Source organism: Actinomadura physcomitrii (assembly GCF_008923205.2).
In the GTDB taxonomy this organism is placed as follows: Bacteria; Actinomycetota; Actinomycetes; order Streptosporangiales; family Streptosporangiaceae; genus Spirillospora; species Spirillospora physcomitrii.
Map to the genome: position 1 here is coordinate 165,278 of NZ_WBMS02000019.1, position 25,559 is coordinate 190,836.

Below are 25,559 nucleotides of genomic sequence, written 5' to 3' on the forward strand. Positions count from 1 at the left end.
GCGGGTTTGTCTAGGGTCTACGGCATGACCGGCGGCCGGCCTGGTGGCCGGACACGGCAGGAAGGACGACGGCGTGGCCCGCGAGAGGCACGACTCCGTACGCGCGGAGCACCAGCACGCCGCCTACGGGCGGGAGGCGTACGGCGACCCCTATGACGACCCGTATGCGGGCGACCAGCTCGCCGGAGGCCGGGTCTATCCCGACGAACCGCCGGCCCGCCGGCGCCGGCGGCGCCGCTGGCCCCGGGTGCTCGGCGTGATCGCCGTCGTGCTCGTGCTGCTGATCGTCGGCGGCTACTTCTACCTCGACTCGCGGCTGGAGCGGGAGTCGGTCCTGGTCGACTACCCGGGCCGGGTCGCCGACACGCCCGGCACCAACTGGCTGATCGTCGGCTCCGACAGCCGCAAGGGCCTCGACAAGGCGGCCCAGAAGAAGCTCCACACCGGCTACGCGGCCGGGCGGCGCACCGACTCGATGATGCTGCTGCACTACGGCGCGGGCGGCACGTCCCTCATCAGCCTCCCGCGCGACTCCTACGTCCCCATCCCCGGGCACGGATCCAACAAGCTGAACGCGGCGTTCGCGTTCGGCGGCCCCAAGCTGCTGGCGCAGACGGTGGAGAAGTCGACCGGCGTGCACATCGACCACTACGCCGAGATCGGGTTCAACGGGTTCGTCGGCGTGGTCGACGCCGTCGGCGGCGTGAACATCTGCGTCAAGGAGGACCTCAAGGACCCGAAGGCCGGCATCGACCTCAAGGCCGGCTGCCAGAACCTCAAGGGCAGCGACGCGCTCGGCTACGTCCGCAGCCGCCACTACGCCCGCGCCGACCTGGAGCGCGTCGAGCACCAGCGGCAGTTCTTCGGCGCGCTCATGAAGAAGGCGTCCAGCCCGGCGACGCTCCTCAACCCGTTCCGCAGCGTCCCGCTCGCCCTCCACTCCACCAGCAACTTCCTCGTGGACGACGGCGACCACCTGTACGACCTGGTGCGGATGATGTGGGCGATGCGCGGCGTGTCCAACGGCGGCGTGACCGTGACGGTCCCGGTCGGCGGGACCGGCTCCTCACCGAGCGTCGGCTCCTACATCACCTGGGACAAGACGAAGGCGTCGAAGCTGTTCGGCGCGCTGAAGCAGGGGCAGCCCGTCCCGTCCGACCTCGTCCAGAAGTGAGGCGCCGCGCCCGGCCCGGTCCCGTCGGGGGCCGGGCCGGGCTTGGCATAGAGTCGGGCCATGGCGGATGTGACGCCTGAGGGCGGAAAGCAGGACGACCTGTCGACCCTGTCGTCCAAGGAACTCCACGACCGCGCGATGGAGCTGGCCAGGGAGCGCCACGACGTGGGCTTCCTGTGGGACCTGCTGCGCGCCATCCCCGCCGCCGCCGCGGCCGCCGGCGAGGTCGGCCGCGCCGAGTTCGACCTGTTCCACGGCCTGTCGCTGCTGCGCGAGTTCACGCACGCGGGGGAGGGCGAGGTCGCCGACGCCCTCCGGCCCTTCTACATCGACTACCTCACCGAGCACGGCGGCTGAGGCCCGCGTCCGCGCCAAGCGGACATGACCTTGACTTTTCCGCGTCTTGCTCTCCTTGCGGCCACCCTTGGGAACTACACTCCGTAGGCATCCGACCGCAGAGGGTGGTTGTAGTGTACAAGAAGCAGTTGAAGCTGGCCTCTATCGCGTTCGTAGCGTGGTACGTCATCAGCAGGCCCGAGGGAGCGGCGAATCTCGTCCACAACGCGCTGAACGGGCTGGGGACCGCGGCCGAGTCGTTGTCGCAGTTCATGAGCGCGATTCCCAGCTAGGTGCCGCTTCCAGGCCCCGTACCCGCCGCGGGTGCGGGGCTTTTTCGCGCGCGGCAAGCAAGCGCTCTCCCCCGCGTCACAGTAAAATCCCGCTTTGCGAGCAGACGCGGCTGGGCATCATTGGATCGGGTCAATGTGTCGCTGCGCTACAACAGGGACGGCGTACGGATGAAGAAGAACCTCCGCTATGTGGCCATCGCCTTCGTCATCTTCTACCTGCTGAGCTCACCCCAGGACGCGGCCGGTTTCGTCAACAACGCGTTCACCCAGCTGGGCAGGGCCGGTGACCAGGTCTCCTCGTTCGTGAGCAGCCTGGACCTGTCGCCGTGACCCGCCGCCTTCCGGTGCGGTCCGGGCGGTGCGGGCCGGGGGTGATCGCCTAGGATCGGCCGCATGTCCTTCTATGACGTGGAGATCGAGGGTCTGCAGGGCGGTCCCGCAGACCTCGGGCAGTACCGGGGCAAGGCCGTGCTCGTCGTCAACGTCGCCTCCAAGTGCGGCCTGACCCCGCAGTACGCCGGCCTGGAGCGGCTGCAGGAGCGGTTCGCCGGGCGCGGCTTCACCGTCCTCGGCGTCCCGTGCAACCAGTTCATGGGCCAGGAGCCCGGCAGCGCCGAGGAGATCGCGCAGTTCTGCTCGGCGACCTACGGGGTCACGTTCCCGATGACCGAGAAGATCGAGGTCAACGGCGACGGCCGGCACGCGCTGTACGACGGCCTCGTCGGCACCCCCGACGCCGAGGGCCACACCGGCGACATCCGGTGGAACTTCGAGAAGTTCCTGATCGCCCCGGACGGCGCGGTCGCCGCCCGGTTCGCGCCGCAGACCGAGCCGGAGTCCGCCGACGTCGTCGCCGCCATCGAGAAGAACCTTCCGGCCTGAGAAAAGGCCTGGAAGAGCGCCGGACGCGGGCACACGAACCCCGCGCCCGGCACTCCGGCATTGTGAATCGCGCCACACCGCTTGTCGCTATTGAATGACACGTCTAGCTTTTGAGGTCGCGCTACGACGTGGAGGTGCCATGAGCGGGTGGACGGCGGCCGACATTCCCGATCTGCAGGGCCGAAGGGCGATCGTCACCGGGGCCAACAGCGGCATCGGCTACCACACGGCGCTGCAGCTCGCCCGGCACGGCGCCGCCGTCGTGCTGGCCTGCCGCAGCGCCGAACGCGGCCAGGCCGCCTTCGACCGGATCAGGGCCGCCGCGCCCGGCGCCGCCCTCACCCTCGGCGCCCTCGACCTCGCCGACCTGGCGTCGGTGCGCGGGTTCGCCGCCCGGTACGGCGACGACCCGCTCGACATCCTGGTCAACAACGCGGGCGTCATGGCGCTCCCGCGCCGCACCACCGCCGACGGCTTCGAGATGCAGTTCGGCACCAACCACCTCGGCCACTTCGCGCTGACCGGCCTGCTGCTGCCCGCGCTGCGCGCCGCCGCGTCCGCCCGCGTCGTGACGGTCACCTCGGGGGTCGCCTGGAGCGGCCGGTTCCGCTTCGACGACCTGCAGGGCGAGCGCCGCTACAGCCGGTGGGGCGCCTACGGCCAGGCCAAGCTCGCCAACCTCGTCTTCGCCCGCGAGCTGGACCGCCGCGTCCCCGAGCTCACCAGCGTCGCCGCCCACCCCGGCTACGCCGCCACCAACCTCCAGGAGGCCGGCCCGAAGATGGCCGGCAACTCCGTCATGGCGAAGGCGATGGTGCTCAGCAACGCGGTGGTCGCGCAGTCGGCGGCGACCGGGGCGCTGCCGTCCCTGTACGCCGCGACCGCCCCGGACGTCGAGGGCGGCGCCTGCTACGGCCCGCGCCTGCTGCAGTTCCGCGGCAGCCCCGTCAAGGTCGTCACGCCACCGCAGGCCGCCAAGCCCGGCCTCGGCGACCGCCTCTGGCAGATCTCCGAAACCCTCACCGGCGTCACCTACACCCCCGCCTCCACCTGACCGCCTTCGCCTCAGCCGCCGTTCGCCTGACGCGCTGATCCTCGGTCTGCCAACTTCCGGGTTCTCGGCGTAATCAAGTGAACGCCCAGCGTGATCGAACGTCGATGCCCCCCATGACACACTGGGCCTATGGAGGTGATGAGGCGTGGCACTCGCAATGCCCGCCGAACCGATGCCTGATCGTGATGAGTTCACCGTCGAGGACTGGCTGGCGCTGCCGGAGAGCGAGCAGCGCATCGAACTGATCGACGGGAGTTACGTCGTGAGCCCCCTCGCCGCGACCAATCATCAGATCTGCACAGGACGGCTGCGCGACGTGCTCCTTTCCGCCGCGCCGGAGGACATGGAGGTCACCGAGGGCGCCAACGTTCCCTGCGCGGGTGAAGGCGCGATCCCGGACGTCGTGGTCGGTGACGCCGAACCCATGCTCGCCGGTTCGGTGGCGCTCGACCCGCAGTACATCCACCTCGTCGCAGAAGTGGTCAGCCCGGGGCGCAGCAACCGTCGGCGCGACTTCACCGACAAGCCCCGGATGTACGCGGCGGCGGGCATCCCGACGTTCCTTCGCGTCGAGCTGATCGGCGAGGGGGCGCCGTGCGTGGAGGTGCTCGTCCTCAAGGACGGCGAGTACGTGCAGGCCGACCGTGTCTGCGCGGGGCGGACGCTGCGGATCGCGGAGCCGTTCGAGGTGGCGTTCGACCCGGCGGTGCTCGTCGGGCCGCGGCGGCGGGAGGTCAGGGGGCGCGAGTGATGTCCCAGTCGAGGGTGGCGGGGATCGAGCCCTCCAGGGTGAGCAGCCAGCGCTTCACCTCGACGCCGGAGCCGCCGCTGTAGCCGCCGAGGCCGTTCGAGGCGACGACGCGGTGGCACGGGACGATCAGCGGGATCGGGTTGCTCCCCATCACCTGCCCGATCACCTGGGCGTGCACGCCGGTGCCGCTGCGGTCGCCGAGGTCGCCGTAGGTGATCGTCCGCCCGTAGGGGACGGTCTCGTACAGCGTGGTCAGCACCTGCCGCTGGACGTCGCCCGTCAGCCGCCAGTCGATCGGCAGCTCGAACGTCTTCAGGTCGCCGGCGAAGTAGTCGCGCAGCGCCGCCAGCGCCGGGTCGAGGCGGCCGGGGGCGTCCACCACCGGCAGGCCGGTCTTGCGGGCGGCCCGCTCGCGCGCGGCGGGGGTGTCGCGGAAGTCCAGCGACACGATCCCCGTCTCGGTCTCGCTGACGAGCAGCCGTCCGAGCACGGTGTCGACCGTGCCGAACGCGAGTGTCTCGGTCATGGCGCTCCCTTCTGGTCCGTCCAGCGTGCCATCCGAGTCCGACATTCCCATCAACACCGGGGCCGCCGGTCAGGTTGCGGCGGTGAGGGTCCGGTGCAGCCGGGCGGCCTCCTTCACCAGGCGGCTGGACCCGCCGCGCCCGGCGACGGCCTCCAGCGCGGGCACCGTGCCGCGCGCGCCGGTCGTCTCGGCGGCGCGGGTGCCGAGCGCCAGCAGGTCGGGGAGGCCGGCCGGGGCGCGCTCGCCCGGCGCGGGAAGCACCTCGGGGAGCGCGGCGGCGATCAGCGTCCAGACGTCGGAGAGCGCGCCGGCGTCCGCGGCGGCGGTGAGCGCCTTGACCACGCGGCCGAACTTGATGCGGTCGAAGGCCGCGAGCCGTCCGGCCGCGACGCCGGTCTCCGCGGCGGGCAGGATGCCGCGCGCGCTCAGTGTGAGCAGGGCGTCGACCGCGTCGGCGCGGTGGCGTTCGTGCCGGTTGGCCAGCGTCAGGGCGAGCAGCGTGCCGGTGGCGGCGCCGGCGGGGCCGCCGGCCTCGGCGAGGGCGAGCATCGTCGCGCCCTGCGACATGTTCTCGTCGGTCAGACGCACCTGGTACGGGACGAGATGCGCCGCGGCGATCTCCCGGTGCGACGGCGTGACGCCCGGCCACCACGCATACGTCGAGCGGTACGACGGCTGCCCGAAGTCCCGCCACCCTTCCTCGGGGAAGGCGCACAGGTGCGCGACGTCGGAGTCCCCGGGCATGGCGACCACGGAGAGGATCCGGGACGGGAGGCGGAGCGTGCGGTCGCCGACGGTCGCCGCCGGCTTCTCGAGCACCTCGCACCGCACGTCCGGGTCGGCCGGCGGGCCCGCGGCGAGCCAGGCGGCCATCGCCCGCCCCGCCGGCGACACCAGGTTCCCGGCACGGGCGGCGGCCGCGGCGTCGATCTCGCGCGGGACGCGGAGCATCGCCTGCGCGAGCTCGGCCCGCCCCGGTTCGGCGCCCGCCGCCTCGAACCTTTCGAGCCGCTCGACGAGCACCGCCGGATCGATGTGGCCGCTCGCGGTGGTCGGGGCCGCCAGCAGCACGGGCACCTTGCCCACGGACGCGGCGATCTCCCGGCCGCGCAGGGCGAGGAACCGGTCCATCGCAGGGTCGAAGACGGTCTCGCCCTTGCGCGCCCAGCCCTTGACGAAGGAGGCGAGCGCTGCGGCCAGCCGGGTGGGCGCCTTCGGGACGAACAGGGACCGGACGGCCGACACCGGCCAGTCCCCCTCGTAGACGCCGAGCCCGATGTGTGGGTCGATCAGCCACGACATCGGGGCCACCACGGGGCGCAGGGCGTCCCGGGCGGCGCCGGCGTCCTCGTGGGCGAACGCGACGAGCGCGGCCAGGAAGCGCTCCACCGCGAGCCAGTCCGGTTGCTCGGTGCGCGACAGGGCGTCGAACTCCGCGGCCATCTCGGCGGGGGACGCGATCGGCGCGGGCATCTCGCGCGGCGTGAACGGCGGCGATCCCACGGGGAGCGGGGCCTCGGCCTCCACCTCGCCGAACGCGGCGGCGATCGTGTCGCGGAGCGGCCCCGGCAGCCCCGACGCGGCGCCGCGGACCTGCTCGCCCGTTTCCGCCGACGCCTTCCCCGCGTGCCTGACGGCGATCTTCACGGCGCGTTCCCGCAGGTCGAGGGAGTCGCAGGTGAACGCGGCGGTGACCGCGCGGAGCGCGGCGTCCACCCGCCCGCGCTTGCGCGCCGTCCGGTCCAGCCAGGTCAGGCCGGCCCGGATCAGCTTGGTCTCCGGCCGGAACAGCACCGCGCCCGCCGCCTCCTCGAACAGCGGCTCGTCGACCCTCTCCAGCTCGTCGGCCCGGCGGACGGCCCGCAGCGCCAGGTCCGCGATCGTCGACGGCGCGGCCGGCAGCAGCCGGGCGTAGTCCCGCACCCGCGCGGCGACCTCGTCGTCCGTGGGCTCCAGGAGTTCGTGCAGCTGAGCGAACCAGCGCAGCTCGTGCGGCGTGCCGCCGCGCAGGAACCGCCGGACGCAGCCGTCGATCAGCGTGCCGCGCGGGACGCGTCCCGCGGCGGCCAGCTCGGTCAGCGCGTCCGCCCACGTCCGGCGCTCCTTGACCCGCTGCGCGGTGCTCCGGTCGAACGCGAGGGCCGCGCCGACGCCGTCCGCCTCGAACAGCCGGGGGACGAGCGCGTCGAGGAACGGGTCGTCGGCGAGCGCCTTGGTGTCGGCGCCGCCGCTCGCCCACATGACGACGAAGCCGTCCGCCGCGGGGGGCTCGGCGCCCGCCGACAGGGTGAGGCCGGCCGCCATGTGCCAGCGCGGCAGCACCTGCTCGGTGAAGTCCGACACCCGGATGCGCTCCGCGACGCGGCGGCCGACGTCGGCGCGCCACTGTACGGGGCGGTCCGCGGTGACCACGTCCAGGTCCCGGCGCAACTCCCTGCCCTGGGAGCGCAGCCACCACGTGTCGAACTCGCGGCGGCACAACCACGCCGCCGCTGCGGCGGCCCCACCGATCGTGCCCGCGCCCGCCAGTATCAGCGGCTCGTGGAAGCCCCGCTCCAGCTCGCCCCACTTGCTCGCGTCGCGCAGCTCCTTCAGCCTGCCGGGCAGCCGGTCGGCGACCTCCTTGCGGCCCGCCGCGTCCAGCTTGCGGACCAGGTTCATCACCCGGCCGGTGTCCTTCGCGTCGATCGCGTCGCGGATCTCGTCCCAGCTCATCGGGCCGCCTCCGCGTTCAGAGCGGCGACCGCCTCGCCGTCGCGCCGGACGATCGTCGCCGCGAGGACGTGCTTGCACGGCCCCCGCTCGCCCCGGTGGTCGAACCACCACGGGCAGGTGCAGGTGGCGCGGTCGCCGTCGAAGCGGACCTGGCGCTCGCCGCCGCCGGTGGTCACGACCGCCGCGTCGCCGCCGGTGAACCGGACGGCGCCGTCCTCGACCAGCGCCCGCGCCGCCCGCAGGCGCGGGTTCAGCGCCGCGACGCGCGCCGCGTCGTAGGGCAGTTCGCGGTGGAAGAACGCGGCCTCGGCGGTGTCGAAGCCGACCCGTCCGGACGTGCCGAGCTGGGTCAGCGCCGCCTTCGTCCGGTCGAGCGGCAGGCCGGAGCGCTCGGCGAGCAGGCCGGGGTCCACGCGGGGTTCGAACGACAGCAGCGCGCCGATCAGGTCCGCGTCGGCGGCGGCCTCGTCCGTCGCGAGCGCGTCGAGGACGGCGCCCTCACCGGAGAAGCCCCGCGACGCCTCGGGCGACAGCGTCAGGAAGTACCGCATGCCGGGCAGGTCCAGCTCCCAGACGCTCGACACCGGCGCGCTGCGCGCGGTGACCGGCGGCCCGTACACGCGCAGCGCGCGGGCGAAGCGGAGCAGCGGCAGCATCGTCCGCAGCCGGTCGGGCCCGGACAGGCAGACCGCCCCCGGCCCCGGACGCGACGACATCCGGAGCGTCCGCCCGGCCGGCACCGCCCACAGCGCCCCGCGCGAACGGGCGGGCAGCGACCGCAGGAACCGCACGGCGTCCGGCCCCTTCAGCTCGGTGCGCGGATCGAACCCGGCCGTGATCACCTGGACCTCGGCGAACCCGCGCAGCCACCGCTCCGGCAGGGGCACCTTCTTCTCCACCACCGCGCCGTCCAGGGTGGTGACCGCCAGCTCGTCGGCGCCCACCGCCAGGTGCAGCGGCTCCGACCCGCCGACGCGGGCGAGCGCCTCGCGCAGCGGGCCGTTGACGTCCACGTTGGTGGTGCCGCGTTCGAGGACGTCGCCGTCCAGGGCCGGTTCCAGCACGTCCAGCCGCGCGTACACGCCGCCGCACGCGGAGAACGACTCCATCCTCAGCCGGTCGCCGTTGCAGGTGACCACCGGGTCGCGGAAGCCGGTCGGGCGCGGCTGGTGGTAGCGGGTCCGCGCCACGTCGGCGAGCGCGATCAGTGCCGCGGCGGCCGGCGCCGCCTGGGTGAGGACGCCGCTGAAGAAGTGCGGATGGGGCCGCGGGCCGGTGCTGGTCGTCCCTCCGGACGTCGACAGCCCGAGGAGGCCGCCGTCCAGCCCGGAGGGACGCGTGTAGGAGTAGACCTGTGCCGTCGCGCTGCTCGCCATGCCTCCACACCGTAGAGATCACCGGCGACAAAAGCGCTGGAACGGGCGAATCACTCGATGGCGCCCGGGAAGAGAAGGGCCAGCTCGCGGGGGTGTCGCGCGATGAGGCGGAGCTCGTCGTCGGTGAGGGGGCGGCCCGTCTGGGCGTTGCAGAGCTGCACGAGCTTGAACGCCAGCTCCTCGTCGGCGGGTTCGACGCCGAGGCCGTCCATGACGTGCCGGAACCCGGCCTTGCCGCCGTACTCGCCGGTCAGGACGACGCGTCCGGCCCGCGCGTGCCAGTCGTCGGGGAACGGGCCGAGGGTCTCCTCGTCGTACAGCTCGTAGTTGCCGTGGTCCTTCAGCGCGCCGTCGGCGTGGATGCCGGACTCGTGCGCGAAGGCGTTCCGCCCGACGCCGACCTGGTTGTAGGGGAGCGGCTGGCCGAAGGCGTAGCTCGCCCACAGCGCGAAGCGCCGCGCCCAGGAAAGGTCGATCGGGTCGCCGATCTCGGCGCCGGTGACCTGCGGGTCGAAGGCATGCCGGAACGCGAGGATCGTCGACAGCAGGTCGGCGTTGCCGGACCGCTCGCCGATCCCGTTGACGCACGTGTTGATCCAGGCGTCCTGCCCGGCCTGCAGGTCGCCGAGCGCGCCGTGGACGGAGTTGGCGACGGCGAGGCCGAGGTCGTTGTGGCAGTGCGTCTCGACGGGGATGCCGATCGCGGACGCGAGCTTGGCGAAGCGCTCGCGGATGCGGTCGGGGGTGTCGCCGCCGATGGTGTCGCAGTAGCGGACGCGGTCGGCGCCGGCCTCCTTGGCGGCGAGCGCGAACTCGGTGAGGAAGCCGTCGTCGGTGCGGGAGCCGTCCTCGGCGTTGACGCCGACGGTCCGCGCGCCGCTCGCCTTGGCCGCGCGGACGGCCGCGACCATCTCGCGGATGACGGCGTCCCGGTCGAGCTTCCCGCGGAACTTGTTCGCGAGCATGTAGTCGGACGTGGAGATGGACAGGTTGTAGTGGGCGAGCCCCTTGCCGCCGGCCTGGACGGCGACGGCCTTCTCCACGTCCTGCGGGACGCCCCGGCACCAGCCCGACAGCCGCAGGCCGCCGAACGCCCCGGCCTCCGCCAGCGCGATCTGCGCCCGGACGTAGGGGACCTCGTGGAAGAGGAACGGGAAGCCGATCTCGGACTGCGCGACGCCGAGCCGCCCCAGGTAGAAGTTCACCATCGTCTTGCCGAACTTCGACAGCCCGGTCCGGGCGGTCTGGACGCCGTCGCGGTTGGTGACGTCGAGGAAGTGAATCTGTGGCATGCCCTCAGATTGACAGCCGGATCCATATGTATCAATATTGATGAAAATCAATGTTAGCGGAGTGGGGATGGGCGAGAACGACCAGGTCATCGGCTGGATCGACGCGACGGCGGCCGCCGAGCGGCTCGGTGTGAAGCCCGCCACGTTGTACGCCTACGTCAGCCGGGGCGTGCTGCGCCGCAGGCACGCCCCGGACGGCCGGCGCAGCCTGTTCGACGCCGCGCAGGTGGAGGAGCTGGCCCGGCGCGGCAGGCCCCGCCGCGGGCCCGGGCCGGGTGAGCTGGCGATCGAGTCGGCGATCACCGCGCTCGGCGCCGACCGCCCCTACTACCGGGGCCGCGACGTGCTCGGCCTGGCCGAGCACGGCTCGTTCGAGGACGTCGCGGGCTGGCTCTGGACGGGCCGCGACGGCGCGGGGGAGGCGCCGTGGCGGGCCCGGGACGAGGGCGTCGCGGCGGCCGTCGCCGCGCAGTCCGGGCTGCCCGAGGAGCTGCTCCCGCTGGACCGCCTCCAGCTGATCGTGACCGCGCTCGCCGCCGCCGACCCGCTCCGCCACCACCTGGACCCGGACGGTGTGACCGGCACCGCCCGCTCCCTCATCGCCGGCCTCGTCGACGCCCTCCCGCCCGCCGCGAGCGGCTTCCGTGACGACGGCTCGCCGCAGGCCGGCGAGGGAGGGGTGGCCGCGCGGCTGTGGGGGAGGCTCTGCCCGCGCCCGGCCGAGGCGGGGACGCTGCGGGCGCTGGAGGCGGCGCTGATCCTGCTGGCCGACCACGAGCTGGCGGCGTCGACGCTGGCTGCGCGGGTCGCCGCGTCCGTGCGGGCCGACCCGTACGCCGTCGTCGCGTCCGGGCTCGGGGTGCTCAGCGGGCCGCTGCACGGCGGCGCGTCCTACGGGGCGGAGCGGCTGATCGCGGAGGTCGCCGACCCGGCGTCGGCCGCCCGGGTGGTCGGGCGGCGGCTGCGCGGCGGCGAGCGCGTCCCCGGCTTCGGGCACGTGGTCTACAAGGCGGGCGACGGACGCGCGACGCTGCTGCTCGACCTCGTCCGGGACGCGGCGCCCGGGCACCCGCGGCTCGCCGCCGCCGAGGCCGTCCTGGACGCGGCGGCGCGGCGCCGGCTGCCGTCGGCGAACATCGACTTCGCGCTGGCGGCGCTCGGCGCGGTCGCCGGGTTCGTCCCTGGCGCGGGGGAGGCGGTGTTCGCGGTCGCCCGCACCGCCGGATGGCTCGCGCACGCCATCGAGGAGTACGGCGGCGCGCACCCCCTGCGCCCCCGCGCCGTCTACACCGGCCCGCCGCTTCCGGACGCGGCGTCGGCACCCTCGGCACCGCGCCGGCCAGGGCGTTCGGGCTGACCGCCGCGGCGCCCCCTGCCGTCCGGGGGGTGTGCGCGGGCGGCGCGGGACCGGGGGTACGCTCGATGACGTGCGACGGTTCCTCACCCCTGCCTGGCTCGGCCTGCATGCGATCGCGGTCGTGCTCTGCGGCGCGTTCCTCGGCTTCGGCTGGTGGCAGTACGACCGCGCCCAGGCGGGCAACGACCGCAGCTGGGCGTACACCTTCGAGTGGCCGATCTTCGCGATCTTCGTCATCGTGATGTGGATCAAGATGATCCGGGACGAGAAGGCCGGTGTGGCCCCGGCGCCCAAGGTGATCGAGGAGCCCGCCGAGGCCGCGGTCAAGCGCGAGATCATCCGGCGGCAGGAAGAGGAGGACCCCGCGCTCGCGGCCTACAACCGCTACCTCGCGCGGCTCAACTCCCAGACCGACCGGCGCGGCTGACCGCGCCGCCCCCCCCGGGCGCCCTCCCGTCCGGGGCCCGGCCGCCGCGGGGCCGTCTGACGTGTGCGGGCCGCGGGCGCGGCCGGCCGATGAAAGGGTGTGAACTGTGGAAGGCGCGGTGACCCGGTACCGGATCCTCGCCCTGCTCGTCGGCAGCCTGCTGGTGCTGCTGGTGATCGGCATGGTCCTCAAGTACGGTCCGACCGACATGCCCGCGATGGCGGGCATCGTGGCGCCCGTCCACGGGCTCTTCTACATGGTCTACCTCGTCGCCGCCTACGACGTGTGGCGGCGGGCGGACTGGCCGCTGAGCAGGATGGTGCTGATCGTGCTCGGCGGCGTCGTGCCGCTGATGACGTTCTGGGTCGAGCGCAAGATCGTCGCGGAGGCGCGCCGGGTGCCGCCCGCGGGCGCGGCCGAGCCCGAGCCGTCCGGCGCCGACTCGTCCCGCGCCTGACCCTCCCTCCCCGCATTCGGCTTCCGCCGAAGGGTGGATCTCCGGGCCCGCCGGGGAGTAACGTTTGACCGAGTCAAACGTGGGAGGGCGAGCATGGAGGCGACGACGGCGGACGTCGGCACGGTCCGCGCGTTCAACCGGTTCTACACCGGAGTGATCGGAGTGCTCGGCGAGGGCCTGGTGCGCTCGCCCTACTCCCTCACCGAGGCCAGGGTGATGTTCGAGCTGGCGCAGCGGGAGGACACCGAGGTGCTCGCCCTGCGGCGCGCCCTCGGCCTCGACCCCGGCTACCTCAGCCGGATGCTGACCCGCTTCGAGAACGACGGCCTGGTCGTCCGGGAACGCGCGCCCGGCGACGCCCGCCGGCAGATCGTCCGCCTGACCGGCCGGGGCCGCGAGGTGCAGGCGATGCTCGACGAGCGGTCCAGCACCGAGATCCGCGCGCTGCTGGACGGCCTCACCGGCGAGGACCGCCGCCGCCTCCTCGGCGCGATGCGCACCGTCCAGGGCATCCTCGGCGAGCGCGCCCGCCCGGACGGCGCCGTCCTGCGGCCGCTCGGCCCCGGCGACCTCGGCTGGGTCGTCGAGCGCAACGGCGCCCTCTACGCCGAGGAGTGCGCCTGGGACCGCACCTACGAGGCGCTCGTCGCCCGCGTCGTCGCCGGCTACGTCGAGGACCACGACCCCGAGCGGGAGAGCGCGTGGATCGCCGAGGCCGCCGGCGAACGGGTCGGCGCGGTGTTCTGCGTCCGGCGCGAGGAGGACGTCGCCCAGCTGCGCCTGCTGCACGTCGAGCCCGGCACGCGGGGCATGGGGGTCGGCACGGCGCTGGTCGACGAGTGCGTCCGGTTCGCCACCGACACCGGCTACCGCGAGATCATGCTGTGGACGACGGCGCTGCAGCGGCCCGCGCACCGGATCTACGAGCGGGCCGGGTTCATCCTGGAGGAGGAGGAGCCGCCGGTCGCCCGCTTCGGCGACGTGGTGCACGGCCAGGTCTGGCGCAAGAAGCTCTGACCTCCCAGAGCGGGGCGGGTCCGTCCCCCAGCGGGGGCGTGGAACGAACCGAGGCCCGTGAAGGCGCTCCTGCCTTCACGGGCTCGGCTCCGCAGCGATCCCTTACTGCGCGAGGGCGGCCGGGACGGGGGTCGGACGGAGTTCCGGCCGCCTGGTGCACCGGCATGGCGCCGGCTCGGATCGGGGCTGATTCCCACCTCCTTCCCATGCCCGGCCGGACGGGGGCGTGACTGCCCGTCCGGTTTCAAGGGGCGGGCGCCGCAGGGGCGCCCGGACGGGCGGGGACGTTGGGGCCGGGCCGGCGGCGCTGGTCGGCGGGGCCGCCGGCCCGGCGGTGAGGGGCGCCGGCGCCGCGGGGGCGTACGGCACCGGCGCCCGATGGCGGTCGCGACGCGCGGCCCGGCCGGGTCCGGGGCGGCCGAGGACCCGAGGTGTGTCGCCGTCACCGGCCGGCAGGGCGCGCGTCGGGGGACGCCGCGCGCCCTGCCGGCCGGTGACGGGAACGCCCTCGGTCGCGCCGGCCGGGCCGTGCGGTGAACGGCGCGCGGGACCGGCGGGGCGGTGCTCACGTTGCGTGCCCTTCATCGCCCGCCTCCCCGGTCCGACCTGGAACTTTGCAGTCCCAGGAGCTTGTCGTTCACCCTGCGTCACGAACACGTTGCGGTAAGTACCCGCGCGTCATGCGGGCGTAAACCGGGGGTGCGCAAAGAATCGTGATCGTCCGGCGGTCTTTGCCGGCGCATTGCCCGCCGGCGGTCGGACGGTCCGCTTACGTCCGGCCGCCCCGACCACGGAGAGTGAGCGTCCTTCTCGCGGCGGCGGGGGCCTCCGCGGGCGCCGGCCGGGGCCGTCCCGGCAGCAGGACGGTTCCGGCCGGCAGCAGCGCGACGGCGCCCTGGCAGGCGCTCGTTCCGCTCGTGGCGGGGGCCGTCCTGATCGCCGGCTACGCCGTGCGCGCCCTGCGGGCCCGGCGGACGCCGCCGATCATCGACGTGCGGATGTTCCGCAGCACCCCTTCACCGCCGGCGTCGCCGTCATGCTGCTGACCGGCCTCGGCACGTTCGCGGCCATCTTCATGCTGCCGCTGGTCAGGGGGCGAAGGCGGCGAGGAAGGTGGCGACGGCGGCGGTGACCACGGCGCGGACCTCGTCCTCGGGGACGTCGCGGGTGCCGAGCCGGGTGCGCTCGTCGAGGGGCGCGCCGAGCAGCGCGGAGAACTGCTCGGCCGCGGCCACCCGCGCACGGCGGCCCCGGTCGCCGGCCTCCTGGTGGCGCCGGCCGGCCGGCGGGCGTCCGGATGAGGTGCGGGCGTGATCGCTGAGAGCGAACGTTGCTGAGGAAATTAATCGCTGCTCCGTTTTCTTGAGTGTGTATGACTCAACTTGATGTTGGGTACCCGGGCGACCGGGGCGGTCCCTCCCGAGGGGGCCGCGACGACGGACTTGGAGCGATGCATGAGCGAGACCCTGACGCTGCCGGTGCTGCCCCTGGACGACGGGGCCGTTCTGCCGGGCATGGTGGTGCCCCTCGACCTGTCCGAGAGCGGCGAGGTCCGGGCGGCCGTCGAGGCCGCGAAGGCGGTGGCGCGGCCCAAGGGCCCCGGCATCCGGTCGGCGGCCAAGCCGCGGGTGCTGGTGGTCCCGCGGGTGAACGGGCAGTACGCGGGCGTCGGCACCGTCGGCGTCATCGAGCAGGAGGGCCGGCTGCCGGGCGGTGAGCCCGGCGTGGTCGTCCGCGGCGTGCGGCGGGTGCGGATCGGGACCGGGACGACCGGGCCCGGCGCGGCGCTGTGGGTCGAGGGCACCGCGATCGAGGCGCCGCCCGCGAACGGGCGCGCGCAGGAGCTGGCGAAGGAGTACAAGGGCCTGGTCAGCGCGATCCTGCAGAAGCGCGGCGCGTGGCAGGTCGTGGACGTGGTGCAGCAGATCGACGACCCCTCGACGCTGGCGGACAACGCGGGCTACGCGCCCTACCTGACGACCGAGCAGAAGGTCGAGGTGCTGGAGACGATCGACGTCGTCGAGCGGCTCGAGCTGGTCATCGGCTGGACGCGCGACCACCTCGCCGAGCTGGACGTCGCGGAGACGATCCGCAAGGACGTCCAGGAGGGCATGGAGAAGACGCAGCGGGAGTTCCTGCTGCGGCAGCAGCAGGAGGCCATCCGCAAGGAGCTGGCCGAGCTGAACGGCGACCCCGCCGACGAGGAGGACGACTACCGCGCCCGGATCGAGGCCGCGAACCTGCCGGAGAAGGTGCGCGAGGCGGCGCTGAAGGAGGTCGACAAGCTGGAGAGGTCGTCCGACGCCTCGCCGGAGGGCGGCTGGATCCGCACGTGGCTGGACACCGTCCTCGACATTCCGTGGAACGAGCGGACCGAGGACGCCTACGACATCGGGGGCGCGCGGAAGATCCTGGACGCCGACCACGCCGGTCTCGATGACGTGAAGGAGCGCATCATCGAGTACCTGGCGGTGCGCAAGCGGCGCGAGGACCGCGGCCTCGGCGTGGTCGGCGGGCGGCGCAGCGGCGCCGTCCTGGCGCTGGCCGGTCCTCCCGGGGTCGGCAAGACCTCGCTGGGCGAGTCGGTCGCGCGGGCCATGGGGCGCGAGTTCGTGCGCGTCGCGCTCGGCGGCGTGCGGGACGAGGCGGAGATCCGCGGCCACCGGCGCACCTACGTGGGCGCCCTGCCGGGACGGATCGTCCGGGCGATCCGCGAGGCCGGGACGATGAACCCGGTCGTGCTGCTGGACGAGGTCGACAAGGTCGGCGCGGACTACCGGGGCGACCCGACGGCGGCGCTGCTGGAGGTCCTCGACCCCGAGCAGAACCACACGTTCCGCGACCACTACCTGGAGGTCGAGCTCGACCTCAGCGACGTGCTGTTCCTGGCGACCGCGAACGTGGTCGAGGCGATCCCCGGGCCGCTGCTCGACCGGATGGAGCTCGTCCAGCTGGACGGCTACACCGAGCACGAGAAGGTCACGATCGCCCGCGACCACCTGCTGCCCAAGCAACTGGACAAGGCCGGCCTGGAGGCGTCGGAGGTGAGCTTCGGCGACGACGCGCTGCGGCTGCTGGCCGCCGAGTACACCCGGGAGGCGGGCGTCCGGTCGCTGGACCGGTCGATCGCGCGGGTGCTGCGCAAGGTCGCCGCGAACGTCGCGCTGGAGAAGGCGGAGCTGCCGGTCGCGATCGGCGCGGACGACCTGAAGGACTACCTGGGCCGCCCCCGGTTCACCCCGGAGGTCGAGCTGAGCAGGTCCGAGCGGCGCACGGGCGTGCCGGGCGTCGCGACGGGCCTGGCGGTCACCGGTGCGGGCGGCGACGTCCTGTACATCGAGGCGTCGCTGGCCGACAAGGAGACCGGCGACACCGGCGTGACGCTGACGGGGCAGCTCGGCGACGTCATGAAGGAGTCGGCCCGGATCGCGCTCAGCTACCTGCGCTCGCGCGGCGCGGAGCTGGAGCTGCCGGTCGGCGACCTGAAGGACCGCGGCGTGCACGTCCACGTGCCCGCCGGCGCGATCCCGAAGGACGGCCCGAGCGCGGGCATCACCATGACGACGGCGCTGGCGTCCCTGCTGTCGGGGCGGCCGGTCCGGTCGGACGTGGCGATGACCGGCGAGGTGTCGCTGACCGGGCGGGTGCTGCCGATCGGCGGCCTGAAGCAGAAGCTGCTGGCCGCGTCCCGGCTCGGCATCACCACGGCGATCGTGCCGAAGCGCAACGAGCCGGACCTCGAGGACGTCCCGGCCGAGGTGCTGGAGAGCATGACCGTCCACGCCGTCAGCGACGTGCGCGAGGTGCTGGACCTGGCGCTGGAGCCGGCCACCACGCCCGTGGCGGTCTGACCCCGCCGGCGCGGAACGCCCGCACCGGTGTCCACCGGTGCGGGCGTTCGGCGTTCTCAGGCGAAGTCGGTCCTGATGATCTTCTCGATGTTCCGCTCGGCCAGCGCGGTGATCGTGACGAACGGGTTGACGCCGGTGCTGCCCGGGACGAGCGAGCCGTCGATCACGTACAGGCCGGGGTGGCCGGGCAGCCGCCCGTAGCCGTCGGTGGCCGTGCCGAGGACGCAGCCGCCGAGCGGGTGGTAGACGAAGTCGTCGCCCCAGACCTTGTTGACGCCGAACATGTCCGACCGGTAGACGGTGACCGCCTTGCTGTTGATCCTGTCGAAGAGGCGCTTGGCGGCGTCGATGGACGGCTGCGTCCACGACGGCTGCCACGACAGGCCGACCTCGCCGGTGCCGGAGTCGAAGGTGAACGTCCCCCGGTTCGGGTTCTTGGTGATCGCCAGGTACAGGCTGACCCACAGCTCCGTCCCGGCCGGGAACGGGGCGATCTCGGCGAAGACCGGGCCGTCCGGGTCGTCCCAGTCGTCGATGCCCATCGCCGGGATCGTGGACTGGTCGGCGCCGGTGGTGTCCCAGATGTGGTTGGCGCGCGCGACCATCACGTTCCCGTTGTTGCCCCAGCCGGCGCCCACCGCGTCGGGCAGGTCCGGCAGCCGGCCCTGCGCCTTCATGGCGACCAGCAGCTTGGGCGTGCCGACGCTGCCCGCGGCGAAGAACACCCGGTCCGCCGTGACGGTCTTGTGCGCGACGGTGTTCCCGGACGTGTCGATCTGCGTCATCTCGACCGTGTAGCCGCCGCCCGCGGCGGGCGCGACTCCGGTGACGGTGTGCAGCGGGCTGATGGTCAGCCGCCCGGTCGCGGCCGCCGCGGCGAGGTAGGTCTTGTCCAGCGAGCGCTTCCCGTAGTTGTTGCCGTAGATGACCTCCTGTGCGAGCGCCGACCTGGGCTCGGTGCCGGCGTCCTCCTGCTTCATGTAGCCGAAGTCGTAGACGTTCGGGACGAACGTGGTCCCGAAACCGGCCGCCTGGGCGCTGTCCCGCCCGACGCGCGCGAACCGGTACCACTTGGTGGACTCGAACCAGGACGTGTCGATGGTGTTCACGCCGAGCGCCGCGTTCGCGCGCGGGAAGTACGTCCCGTACATCTCGTCCGCGTCGACCGACGGCAGGATCTCCTCGAAGTACGCGCGCTTGGGCGTGACGGCCATGCCGCCGTTCACCAGCGAGCCGCCGCCGACGCCGCGTCCCTGGTAGACGCGCGTGTGGGCGAACGCCTCCGAGTCCAGGACGCCCGCGTACCGGTCGATGTCCTTGTTGGCGTCGACGCCGAGGAAGTACCCGACGGGCTGGTCGGTCCGGGTGCGGAACCAGTACGACCGCCCGTCCGGCTCGAGCAGCGAGCTGAACACCTTGCCGTCGGAGCCGGGCGTCGTCCAGCTCCGCCCCATCTCGACGACGTGGGTGGCGATGCCCGCCCGGGTGAGCCGCAGCGCGGCGACCGCGCCGCCGTACCCGCTGCCGATGACGAGGGCGGGAACCCGGTCGCCGTCGGCGATCGCCTTGTCCGGCGCGGCAGCGGCGGCGGTCCGCCACGAGGGCAGGAGCAGCGCTCCGGCCGCGACCCCGGCCCCGGTGAGGAACCGGCGGCGGGTGATTCCCGAATCGACGGCATGCCGCCGCCCATGACCGGCCATGACGCAACCTCTCTCACTGATGGCGTTCCGTGAGGGGGTCTCGCGCCGACCACCCGCGATCGGATGTGACTCCGATCACGGCCGAATCATGCGCTTGCTTGGTCGGCCCTGTCAACGGCCGGATCCGGCGCGATCCGGACACGCCATAATTCGCCGCCACGCACCCGGAACCGTGCCCGTAATTCGCGGCGCGCATAGCCGGCGGCGGAACGGGGACCAGCGCGGAATGTTGGTGGAGATGTGGCAGCCGGCGGAACGCGGCGAAAAGGCGCCCTGGTACATTCTCGTCTTTCGGGTATTGGTGGTGACGATCGCGCTCGCCGTTCTGGGCGTCTTCTTCTATTTCGCCTTCCGGCTCACGCTGACGCCCGTCCACGACAACGGCCAGGCCGGCGGAAACGTCCATCCCGGGCACTCGCTCCGCTTCTATCTGGACCGCCCGACAAAGGAGGCCGTCCTGCAGATCGGCGGGAACCTCGCGCTGCTCGCGCCCCTCGGCGTCCTGATGCCGATCGTGTGGAAGTCCTTGCGCGGACCCATCCGGCTGGCCCTGCTGACCGGCGCGTTCTCGCTGGCGATCGAAACCGTCCAGGGTGCCGTCGTGATGGGCCGCGCTTTCGACGTCGACGACGTCATCCTCAACGTCGCCGGTGTGATGATCGCCTATGTCCTGCTGGGCCGCCGCCTTTCGAGAACCCTGCGCGGCTCCTGACAAACGGCGCTGTTTCGACTCGAAAAGCGGCCGCGTTCAGCGCGGGGTGAGGCGGAAGACCCGCAACTGGCGGTCGGCGCGTTCCACGTAGCGGTCGTACACGGGCCAGACGGCGGTGAGGCGCGGCCACGCCTCGGCGCGTTCCGCGTCGTCCAGCAGGTGGGCGGTCACCGGGGTGGTCGCGCCGCGGAAGCTCACCTCGGCGTCGGGGTTCTTGATGAGGTTGCCGGTCCAGGCGGGGTGCTTCTCGCGGCCGAAGTTCGAGCCGACGACGAGCCATCCGCCGCCGTCGGGCAGGCAGGCGAGCGGCGTCTGCCGGCGCAGCCCGCTGACGGCGCCGGTGGTGGTCAGGACGAGGCTCGGGACGAGGAGCTGGCCGAGCATGGCCCGGCCGCCGGTGAGCCGGTGCAGGGCCCGGTCGACGTGCGGGACGATCTTCGGACCGACCTCGGCGAACCAGCGGGCGCCGGAGATCCGCTGGAACACCGGGCCGAGGGTCCGCTGGATCAGGGTCGGCCGGGGCGGGGCCGGCGCGGCGGGCCTCCCGGTCGCGAGCCGGCCCGCCCGGCGGGGGCTCAGGTGTCCGCTCCCGGCCAGCCAGCGCAGGGCGTCCGCGACCGTCTCCTCCACGGGGCGCAGCGTGAGGTCCAGCGCGTCGAGGATCGGCCGGTCGTCGGTCGGGACGAGCGTGACCATGAACTCGGCGGCGTCGCGGGTGAGCGGGTAGTCGAACGGGCGGACGCGCTTGGCGGCGTCGAGCGCGGAGCCGAGCGCGAGCATCACGGCGCTCGGCACCCGGACGCGGCGGCACTTCACGCCGGTCAGCGCGTCGCAGAGGTCGGCGTACTGCGGCCAGGTGAGGTAGTGGCCGCCGAGCACCCAGCGCCGCGCTCCGCCCGGGGATTCGACGGTGCGGGCCAGGGCGGTGGCGAGGTCGCGGACGTCGATGACGGACACTCCGCCGCCGGGCAGCGGCCACAGCTTGCCGAGCGCGGCGGCGAGCCCCTCGTTCAGCGCGTCGAGGTGCGGCTGGTCGGGCCCGCAGACGCCGCCGGGGTAGACGATCGTCACGGGGGCGCCGTCGTCCTGGAGGCCGCGGACGTAGTTCTCCGCCTCCAGCTTGGAGCGGCCGTAGCCGGTGCGCGGGCGCGCGAGCGGCGCGCCGGCGGTGATGACGGGGCCGGACGGGGGAACGAATATCCCGATCGTGGACACGTGCACGATGGAGGAGAGCCCGTGGGCGACCGCGCCGCCGATGACGTTGCGGGTGCCGGTGACGTTGACCTCGACGAGGTCGACCTGGGGTCCGGTGACGCCGATCGCGGCGGCGGCGTGGATCGCGGCGTCGCAGCCGTTCAGCGCCTCGGCCACGGCGGCGGCGTCGAGCATGTCGCCCGGCAGCAGCTCGACCTCCTCGGCGCGGACGCCGAGGGCCTGCAGCACCTTGGCGGCCTTGCCGGGGTCGCGGACGAGCGCGCGCGAACGGTGGCCCGCGGCGAGCAGGGCGCGGACGGTGTGGGAGCCGACGAACCCGGAGGCGCCGGTGACGAGGACCCGCATGGGATCAAACTAGCGCAGCATCAAGCTAGCGCTTGGTGTCGGCGGTGCGGCGGCCCGGGGGGCGGCGCCGCGCCCAGCGTAGTCGGCCGGGTTTCGGACACTTCATTTACCGGCGGCGCGCATGCCCGGCCGTTGACGCCCCTGGAACGCTCCATCACACTCGGGACTCACCTGACCGCCGACCGGGGAGGGGTTCCATGAGGATCGGACTGGCCGGCGCGGGGCGCATCGGTGCGCGCCACGCCGCGGCCCTGTGCGAACTGCCCGAGGTGGAGGCGCTGGTCGTCGCCGACGCGGACGCCGCACGCGCCCGGGCCCTGGCGGCCCGCCTCGGCGGAGCGCCGGCGGAGCGCCGGGCGCCCGGCGGGCCGTCCTCGCCGGAGGGCGCCGGGAGCCGCCGTCCCGCGCAAACGCCAACCGGCTCGCTCGGCCGGGCGCCGGGCGGGGCGGACGTCCGGGCCGTCGGCGAGGTCGGGGAGCTGTTCTCCGCCGGGCTGGACGGCCTGGTCGTGGCCGCCGCGACGGACGCGCACGCCGATCTGGTGGAGCGCGCGCTCGCGGCCGGACTGCCCGTCTTCTGCGAGAAGCCCCTCGCGTCCGATCTTGATGGAACGTTCCAAATCGTGGCGTCCGCGAAGAAGGCCGGGATCCCGGTCCAGGTCGGGTTCCAGCGCCGCTTCGACGCCGGGAACGCGGCGGCCCGCGAGGCCCTCGCGTCCGGCCGGCTCGGCTGGCTGCACACCGTCCGGTCCTGCAGCTTCGACCCCGCGCCGCCGCCCGCCGAGTACGTCCCGACGTCCGGCGGGCTCTTCCGCGACTGCGTCATCCACGACCTCGACCTGATCCGGTTCGTCACCGGCCGCGACGTCGTCCGGGTGATGGCGTCCGGCGCCAACCGCGGCGAGGACTTCTTCCGCGACAGCGGCGACGTCGACACCGGCTCGGCCCTGCTCGTCCTCGACGACGGGACGCTCGCGCAGGTGTCGGCCACCCGCTACAACGCCGCCGGATACGACGCGCGCCTCGAGCTGTTCGGCTCCAAGGACAGCATCGTCGCCGGCCTCGACGAGCGGACGCCCGTCACCGCGCTGCCCGAGCACGACGAGGAGCACCGCGACCCCTACGCGGGCTTCCTCGAACGGTTCTCCGCCGCCTACGACGCCGAGCTGCGCGCCTTCGTCGACGTCGTCGCCGGGCGCCGCGCCAACCCCTGCCCGCCCGAGGACGCCCTGGAGGCGTTCTACCTCGCCGAGGCCTGCGAGCTGTCCATGCGCGAGGGCCGCATCGTCGGGGCCGAGGAGGTGCGGCGATGAGGATCGCCGGCGCGCCGATCTCGTGGGGCGTGTGCGAGGTGCCCGGCTGGGGCCACCAGATGGCGCCCGCGCGCGTGCTCGCGGAGATGCGCGACCTCGGGCTCGCCGCCACCGAGCTCGGCCCGGACGGGTTCCTGCCGGCGGCACGGGACGAGCGGGAGGCGCTGCTGTCGTCCTACGGCCTCGGGCTCGTGGGGGCGTTCGTCCCGGTCGTCCTGCACGACCCGGACCACGACCCGATGCCGGAGGTCGAGCGGGCGCTCGACGCCATGAGCGGCGTCCTCGTGCTGGCCGCCGCGACCGGCCTCGCCGGCTACGACGGGCGGCCCGCCCTGGACACCCGGGCCTGGGCGACGCTGCTGTCCAACCTCGACGCGATCACGGCGCGGGCGGCGCGGCGCGGCCGGCTCGCGGCGCTGCACCCGCACGTCGGGACGGTCGTGGAGACCCGGGCGGACGTCGAGCGGGTGCTGTCGGGGTCCGCGGTGCCGCTGTGCCTGGACACCGGGCACCTGCTCGTCGGCGGCACCGACCCGGCGTGGCTCACACGGTTCGCCGCCGCGCGGATCGCGCACGTCCACCTCAAGGACGTCGACGCCGCGCTCGCCGCCCGGGTGGTCGGCGGCGAGGTCGCCTACTCCGACGCGGTGCGCGACGGCCTGTACCGGCCGCTCGGCGAGGGGGACGTTGACATCTCCGGCATCGTCGCGACCCTGGAGGGCGCCGGATACGGAGGCTGGTACGTGATGGAGCAGGACGCCGTCCTGGCGGAGGAGCCGGCGCCGGGCACCGGACCGTACGAGGACGTCCGCCGCAGCCTGGACTACCTCGCCGGAGCGGCCCGATGAGCCATGACCTGATCACGATGGGGCGGGTGAGCGTCGACATCTACCCGGACCAGGTCGGCAGGCCCCTGGAGGACGTCGAGTCGTTCGGGAAGTACCTCGGCGGCAGCCCGACGAACGTCGCGGTCGCGGCGGCGCGGTACGGGCGCGAAACCGCGGTGATCACCCGGACCGGGGACGACCCGTTCGGCCGGTACGTGCACAAGGCGCTGAAGGAGTACGGGGTGGACGACCGGTTCGTCACCTCCGTCCCCGGGCTGCCGACGCCGCTGGCGTTCTGCGAGATCTTCCCGCCGGACGACTTCCCGCTGTACTTCTACCGCTATCCGAAGGCCCCCGACCTGGAGATCCATCCGCACGAGCTGGACCTGGACGCGATCGGCCGGGCCCGCATCGTGTGGGCGACGGTGACGGGGCTGTCGCAGGAGCCCAGCCGCGAGGCGACGCTGCTCGCGCTCGGCGCCCGCACCGGCCACGCCGTCATCGACCTCGACTACCGGCCGATGCTGTGGGACGACCCGGGCGAGGCGCCGCACTGGGCGGGCCGGGCCCTGGAGCGGGCGACGGTCGCGGTCGGCAACCTCGAGGAGTGCGAGGTCGCGGTGGGGGAGCGGGAGCCGGAGGCGGCCGCCCGCGCGCTCCTCGACCGCGGACCGGAACTCGCCATCGTGAAGATGGGCCCGGACGGCGTGCTCGCCGCGACCCGCGAGGAGACGGTGCGGGTGCCGCCGGTCAAGGTGGACGTGGCGAACGGGCTCGGCGCGGGCGACGCGTTCGGCGGCGCGGTCTGCCACGGCCTGCTCGCCGGCTGGGACCTGGAGCGGATCATCGCGTTCGCGGGCGTGGCCGGGGCGATCGTCGCGTCCCGCATCGCCTGCTCCGCCGCGATGCCGGCCGAGGCCGAGGTGGACGCGCTGCTGGCGGAGAGGGGTGTCGGATGACGCATCACCTACCGGCGGGCAGCACCGCCGAGGCCCCGTACGGGGTCGTCGTGACGCCGGAGTCGGCGGGCTGGGCGCACACGGCGCTGCGCGTCCTCGACCTGCCCGACCCGGGCGGTTGCACCTTCGGCACCGGCGACTTCGAGATGATCGTGCTGCCGCTGGCCGGGGCGTGCGCGGTGGAGTGCGACGGCGAGCGGTTCGAGCTGGAGGGCCGCGCCGACGTCTTCAGCCGGGTCAGCGACTTCGCCTATGTGCCGCGCGACGCGCGGGTGACGGTCCGGGGGCGGGGCCGGTTCGCGCTCGCCGCCGCGCGCTGCCAGGCCCGCCTCGAACCCCGCTACGGGCCCGCCGAGGACGTGCCCGTCGAGCTGCGCGGCGCGGGACCGGCGAGCCGCCAGGTCAACAACTTCGGCACGCCCGAGGGGTTCCCGTTCGCCGAGAAGCTGATCGCGTGCGAGGTGCTCACGCCGGGCGGCTGCTGGTCGTCGTTCCCGCCGCACAAACACGACGAGGAGGGGCCGGACGAGGCGGCCCTGGAGGAGATCTACTACTTCGAGGTCGCCGGCGACGGCGGCATGGCCTACCAGCGCGTCTACGGCACGCCGGAGCGGCCGATCGAGGTGCTGGCGGAGGTGCGCGGCGGGGACGTCGTGCTGATCCCGCACGGCTGGCACGGCCCGTCGATGGCGGTGCCGGGCCACGACCTGTACTACCTGAACGTGATGGCCGGGCCGTCGCCGGAGCGCGCGTGGCGGATCTGCGACGATCCCGCGCACGCGTGGGTCCGCGGCACCTGGTCCGGGCAGGCCGTCGACCCGCGGCTGCCGCTCACCTCGGCGGAGGGACGCTCATGAGGCTCACGGTGGGGCAGGCGCTGGTGCGCTTCCTGGCGGCGCAGTGGTCGGAGCGCGACGGGGAGGAGCGGCGGTTCTTTCCCGGGTGCTTCGGGATCTTCGGGCACGGGAACGTCGCGGGGA

25 protein-coding genes are annotated in these 25,559 nt (G+C 73.8%); 18 read left to right on the forward strand and 7 right to left on the reverse strand.

Annotated elements, in window-relative coordinates:
• Positions 1–73: 73 nt before the first annotated feature.
• From F8568_RS50570 to F8568_RS24420, 7 genes are all read left to right on the forward strand, one after another.
• A complete protein-coding gene (locus F8568_RS50570) occupies positions 74–1,174 on the forward strand; it encodes an LCP family protein (protein ID WP_151596001.1) in 1,101 nt (366 codons plus the stop codon).
• Positions 1,175–1,234: 60 nt separating this feature from the next.
• The gene (locus F8568_RS24405) at positions 1,235–1,531 is read left to right on the forward strand and encodes a hypothetical protein (protein WP_151596002.1); all 297 of its coding nucleotides are present in this window, start codon (positions 1,235–1,237) and stop codon (positions 1,529–1,531) included.
• A gap of 113 nt (positions 1,532–1,644) precedes the next feature.
• Positions 1,645–1,803: a hypothetical protein gene (locus F8568_RS46985; RefSeq protein WP_202125294.1), complete on the forward strand. Its 159-nt coding sequence runs from the start codon at positions 1,645–1,647 to the stop codon at positions 1,801–1,803.
• Positions 1,804–1,971: 168 nt separating this feature from the next.
• On the forward strand, positions 1,972–2,133 hold the full coding sequence (locus F8568_RS46990; RefSeq protein WP_202125274.1) for a hypothetical protein: 162 nt from the start codon (positions 1,972–1,974) through the stop codon (positions 2,131–2,133).
• Positions 2,134–2,196: 63 nt separating this feature from the next.
• On the forward strand, positions 2,197–2,685 hold the full coding sequence (locus F8568_RS24410) for a glutathione peroxidase (RefSeq protein ID WP_151596003.1): 489 nt from the start codon (positions 2,197–2,199) through the stop codon (positions 2,683–2,685).
• A gap of 139 nt (positions 2,686–2,824) precedes the next feature.
• Positions 2,825–3,739, forward strand: coding sequence for an oxidoreductase (locus tag F8568_RS24415; protein ID WP_151596004.1), 915 nt, complete (start codon positions 2,825–2,827; stop codon positions 3,737–3,739).
• Between the two features lie 145 nt (positions 3,740–3,884).
• A complete protein-coding gene (locus tag F8568_RS24420) occupies positions 3,885–4,490 on the forward strand; it encodes a Uma2 family endonuclease (protein WP_151596005.1) in 606 nt (201 codons plus the stop codon).
• Here the strand turns inward: F8568_RS24420 and F8568_RS24425 are convergent.
• The 4 genes from F8568_RS24425 to F8568_RS24440 form a co-directional block, all read right to left on the reverse strand.
• Positions 4,474–5,016 (reverse strand): methylated-DNA--[protein]-cysteine S-methyltransferase, encoded by a 543-nt coding sequence (locus F8568_RS24425; RefSeq protein ID WP_151596006.1) that lies wholly within the window; start codon positions 5,014–5,016, stop codon positions 4,474–4,476. The genes F8568_RS24420 and F8568_RS24425 overlap by 17 nt on opposite strands.
• Positions 5,017–5,085: 69 nt before the next feature.
• Entirely contained in the window at positions 5,086–7,731 is a 2,646-nt protein-coding gene (locus F8568_RS24430; RefSeq protein WP_151596007.1) for a DUF6493 family protein, read from the reverse strand.
• The gene (locus F8568_RS24435) at positions 7,728–9,107 is read right to left on the reverse strand and encodes an SWIM zinc finger family protein (protein ID WP_151596008.1); all 1,380 of its coding nucleotides are present in this window, start codon (positions 9,105–9,107) and stop codon (positions 7,728–7,730) included. Before F8568_RS24435 ends, F8568_RS24430 begins: the two co-directional genes overlap by 4 nt.
• 50 nt (positions 9,108–9,157) lie before the next feature.
• On the reverse strand, positions 9,158–10,399 hold the full coding sequence (locus F8568_RS24440) for a homocitrate synthase/isopropylmalate synthase family protein (RefSeq protein ID WP_151596009.1): 1,242 nt from the start codon (positions 10,397–10,399) through the stop codon (positions 9,158–9,160).
• A 67-nt stretch (positions 10,400–10,466) separates the two neighbouring features.
• Between F8568_RS24440 and F8568_RS24445 the strand changes: the two genes are divergently transcribed.
• The 5 genes from F8568_RS24445 (at position 10,467) to F8568_RS24465 (ending at position 14,703) form a co-directional block, all read left to right on the forward strand.
• On the forward strand, positions 10,467–11,756 hold the full coding sequence (locus tag F8568_RS24445; RefSeq protein WP_151596010.1) for a citrate/2-methylcitrate synthase: 1,290 nt from the start codon (positions 10,467–10,469) through the stop codon (positions 11,754–11,756).
• Between the two features lie 70 nt (positions 11,757–11,826).
• Positions 11,827–12,183, forward strand: a complete 357-nt coding sequence (locus F8568_RS24450; protein ID WP_151596011.1) for a hypothetical protein — start codon at positions 11,827–11,829, stop codon at positions 12,181–12,183.
• A 106-nt stretch (positions 12,184–12,289) separates the two neighbouring features.
• The gene (locus F8568_RS24455) at positions 12,290–12,640 is read left to right on the forward strand and encodes a DUF3817 domain-containing protein (RefSeq protein WP_151596012.1); all 351 of its coding nucleotides are present in this window, start codon (positions 12,290–12,292) and stop codon (positions 12,638–12,640) included.
• 93 nt (positions 12,641–12,733) lie between these two features.
• Positions 12,734–13,657, forward strand: a complete 924-nt coding sequence (locus tag F8568_RS24460) for a bifunctional helix-turn-helix transcriptional regulator/GNAT family N-acetyltransferase (RefSeq protein WP_151596013.1) — start codon at positions 12,734–12,736, stop codon at positions 13,655–13,657.
• 797 nt (positions 13,658–14,454) lie between these two features.
• Positions 14,455–14,703 carry a hypothetical protein gene (locus tag F8568_RS24465; RefSeq protein WP_151596014.1) on the forward strand — a complete coding sequence of 83 codons (249 nt, stop codon included), beginning with the start codon at positions 14,455–14,457 and terminating at the stop codon, positions 14,701–14,703.
• Positions 14,704–14,745: 42 nt separating this feature from the next.
• Here F8568_RS24465 and F8568_RS46995 read toward each other — a convergent pair whose 3' ends face one another.
• Positions 14,746–14,892: a TetR/AcrR family transcriptional regulator C-terminal domain-containing protein gene (locus tag F8568_RS46995; protein ID WP_202125275.1), complete on the reverse strand. Its 147-nt coding sequence runs from the start codon at positions 14,890–14,892 to the stop codon at positions 14,746–14,748.
• A gap of 219 nt (positions 14,893–15,111) precedes the next feature.
• Here F8568_RS46995 and lon point away from each other — a divergent pair, with 219 nt between their 5' ends.
• The gene (gene lon / locus F8568_RS24475; RefSeq protein WP_151596015.1) at positions 15,112–17,508 is read left to right on the forward strand and encodes an endopeptidase La; all 2,397 of its coding nucleotides are present in this window, start codon (positions 15,112–15,114) and stop codon (positions 17,506–17,508) included.
• Positions 17,509–17,564: 56 nt separating this feature from the next.
• On the opposite strand, the gene F8568_RS24480 is transcribed toward lon, so the two are convergent.
• A complete protein-coding gene (locus tag F8568_RS24480; RefSeq protein WP_151596016.1) occupies positions 17,565–19,208 on the reverse strand; it encodes a GMC oxidoreductase in 1,644 nt (547 codons plus the stop codon).
• A gap of 238 nt (positions 19,209–19,446) precedes the next feature.
• Here F8568_RS24480 and F8568_RS24485 point away from each other — a divergent pair, with 238 nt between their 5' ends.
• Positions 19,447–19,920 (forward strand): VanZ family protein, encoded by a 474-nt coding sequence (locus F8568_RS24485; protein ID WP_236009085.1) that lies wholly within the window; start codon positions 19,447–19,449, stop codon positions 19,918–19,920.
• A 36-nt stretch (positions 19,921–19,956) separates the two neighbouring features.
• Here the strand turns inward: F8568_RS24485 and F8568_RS24490 are convergent, their stop codons facing one another.
• Positions 19,957–21,480 (reverse strand): nitroreductase/quinone reductase family protein, encoded by a 1,524-nt coding sequence (locus F8568_RS24490; RefSeq protein WP_151596017.1) that lies wholly within the window; start codon positions 21,478–21,480, stop codon positions 19,957–19,959.
• Positions 21,481–21,677: 197 nt separating this feature from the next.
• Here F8568_RS24490 and F8568_RS24495 point away from each other — a divergent pair, with 197 nt between their 5' ends.
• Genes F8568_RS24495 through iolB form a run of 4 tightly spaced genes read left to right on the forward strand, consistent with a single transcriptional unit; the run spans position 21,678 to position 25,436 of the window.
• On the forward strand, positions 21,678–22,793 hold the full coding sequence (locus F8568_RS24495; RefSeq protein WP_151596018.1) for a Gfo/Idh/MocA family protein: 1,116 nt from the start codon (positions 21,678–21,680) through the stop codon (positions 22,791–22,793).
• Positions 22,790–23,641 carry a TIM barrel protein gene (locus tag F8568_RS24500; RefSeq protein WP_151596019.1) on the forward strand — a complete coding sequence of 284 codons (852 nt, stop codon included), beginning with the start codon at positions 22,790–22,792 and terminating at the stop codon, positions 23,639–23,641. Before F8568_RS24495 ends, F8568_RS24500 begins: the two co-directional genes overlap by 4 nt.
• Positions 23,638–24,579, forward strand: coding sequence for a 5-dehydro-2-deoxygluconokinase (gene iolC, locus F8568_RS24505; RefSeq protein ID WP_151596020.1), 942 nt, complete (start codon positions 23,638–23,640; stop codon positions 24,577–24,579). The genes F8568_RS24500 and iolC overlap by 4 nt, the downstream gene beginning before the upstream one ends.
• The gene (gene iolB / locus F8568_RS24510) at positions 24,576–25,436 is read left to right on the forward strand and encodes a 5-deoxy-glucuronate isomerase (RefSeq protein ID WP_151596021.1); all 861 of its coding nucleotides are present in this window, start codon (positions 24,576–24,578) and stop codon (positions 25,434–25,436) included. Before iolC ends, iolB begins: the two co-directional genes overlap by 4 nt.
• Positions 25,437–25,559 lie beyond the last annotated feature (123 nt).

Coding starts and splice junctions, on each gene's coding strand:
- F8568_RS46990 (WP_202125274.1), top strand. CDS start 1,972: ATGAAGAAGAACCTCCGCTATGTGGCCATCGCCTTCGTCATCTTCTAC.
- F8568_RS24425 (WP_151596006.1), bottom strand. CDS start 5,016: ATGACCGAGACACTCGCGTTCGGCACGGTCGACACCGTGCTCGGACGG.
- lon (WP_151596015.1), top strand. CDS start 15,112: ATGAGCGAGACCCTGACGCTGCCGGTGCTGCCCCTGGACGACGGGGCC.
- F8568_RS24480 (WP_151596016.1), bottom strand. CDS start 19,208: ATGGCCGGTCATGGGCGGCGGCATGCCGTCGATTCGGGAATCACCCGC.
- F8568_RS24415 (WP_151596004.1), top strand. CDS start 2,825: ATGAGCGGGTGGACGGCGGCCGACATTCCCGATCTGCAGGGCCGAAGG.
- F8568_RS24435 (WP_151596008.1), bottom strand. CDS start 9,107: ATGGCGAGCAGCGCGACGGCACAGGTCTACTCCTACACGCGTCCCTCC.
- F8568_RS24445 (WP_151596010.1), top strand. CDS start 10,467: ATGGGCGAGAACGACCAGGTCATCGGCTGGATCGACGCGACGGCGGCC.
- F8568_RS24500 (WP_151596019.1), top strand. CDS start 22,790: ATGAGGATCGCCGGCGCGCCGATCTCGTGGGGCGTGTGCGAGGTGCCC.
- iolB (WP_151596021.1), top strand. CDS start 24,576: ATGACGCATCACCTACCGGCGGGCAGCACCGCCGAGGCCCCGTACGGG.
- F8568_RS24460 (WP_151596013.1), top strand. CDS start 12,734: ATGGAGGCGACGACGGCGGACGTCGGCACGGTCCGCGCGTTCAACCGG.
- F8568_RS24495 (WP_151596018.1), top strand. CDS start 21,678: ATGAGGATCGGACTGGCCGGCGCGGGGCGCATCGGTGCGCGCCACGCC.
- F8568_RS24490 (WP_151596017.1), bottom strand. CDS start 21,480: ATGCGGGTCCTCGTCACCGGCGCCTCCGGGTTCGTCGGCTCCCACACC.
- F8568_RS24405 (WP_151596002.1), top strand. CDS start 1,235: ATGGCGGATGTGACGCCTGAGGGCGGAAAGCAGGACGACCTGTCGACC.
- iolC (WP_151596020.1), top strand. CDS start 23,638: ATGAGCCATGACCTGATCACGATGGGGCGGGTGAGCGTCGACATCTAC.
- F8568_RS24410 (WP_151596003.1), top strand. CDS start 2,197: ATGTCCTTCTATGACGTGGAGATCGAGGGTCTGCAGGGCGGTCCCGCA.
- F8568_RS24485 (WP_236009085.1), top strand. CDS start 19,447: ATGTGGCAGCCGGCGGAACGCGGCGAAAAGGCGCCCTGGTACATTCTC.
- F8568_RS24430 (WP_151596007.1), bottom strand. CDS start 7,731: ATGAGCTGGGACGAGATCCGCGACGCGATCGACGCGAAGGACACCGGC.
- F8568_RS24440 (WP_151596009.1), bottom strand. CDS start 10,399: ATGCCACAGATTCACTTCCTCGACGTCACCAACCGCGACGGCGTCCAG.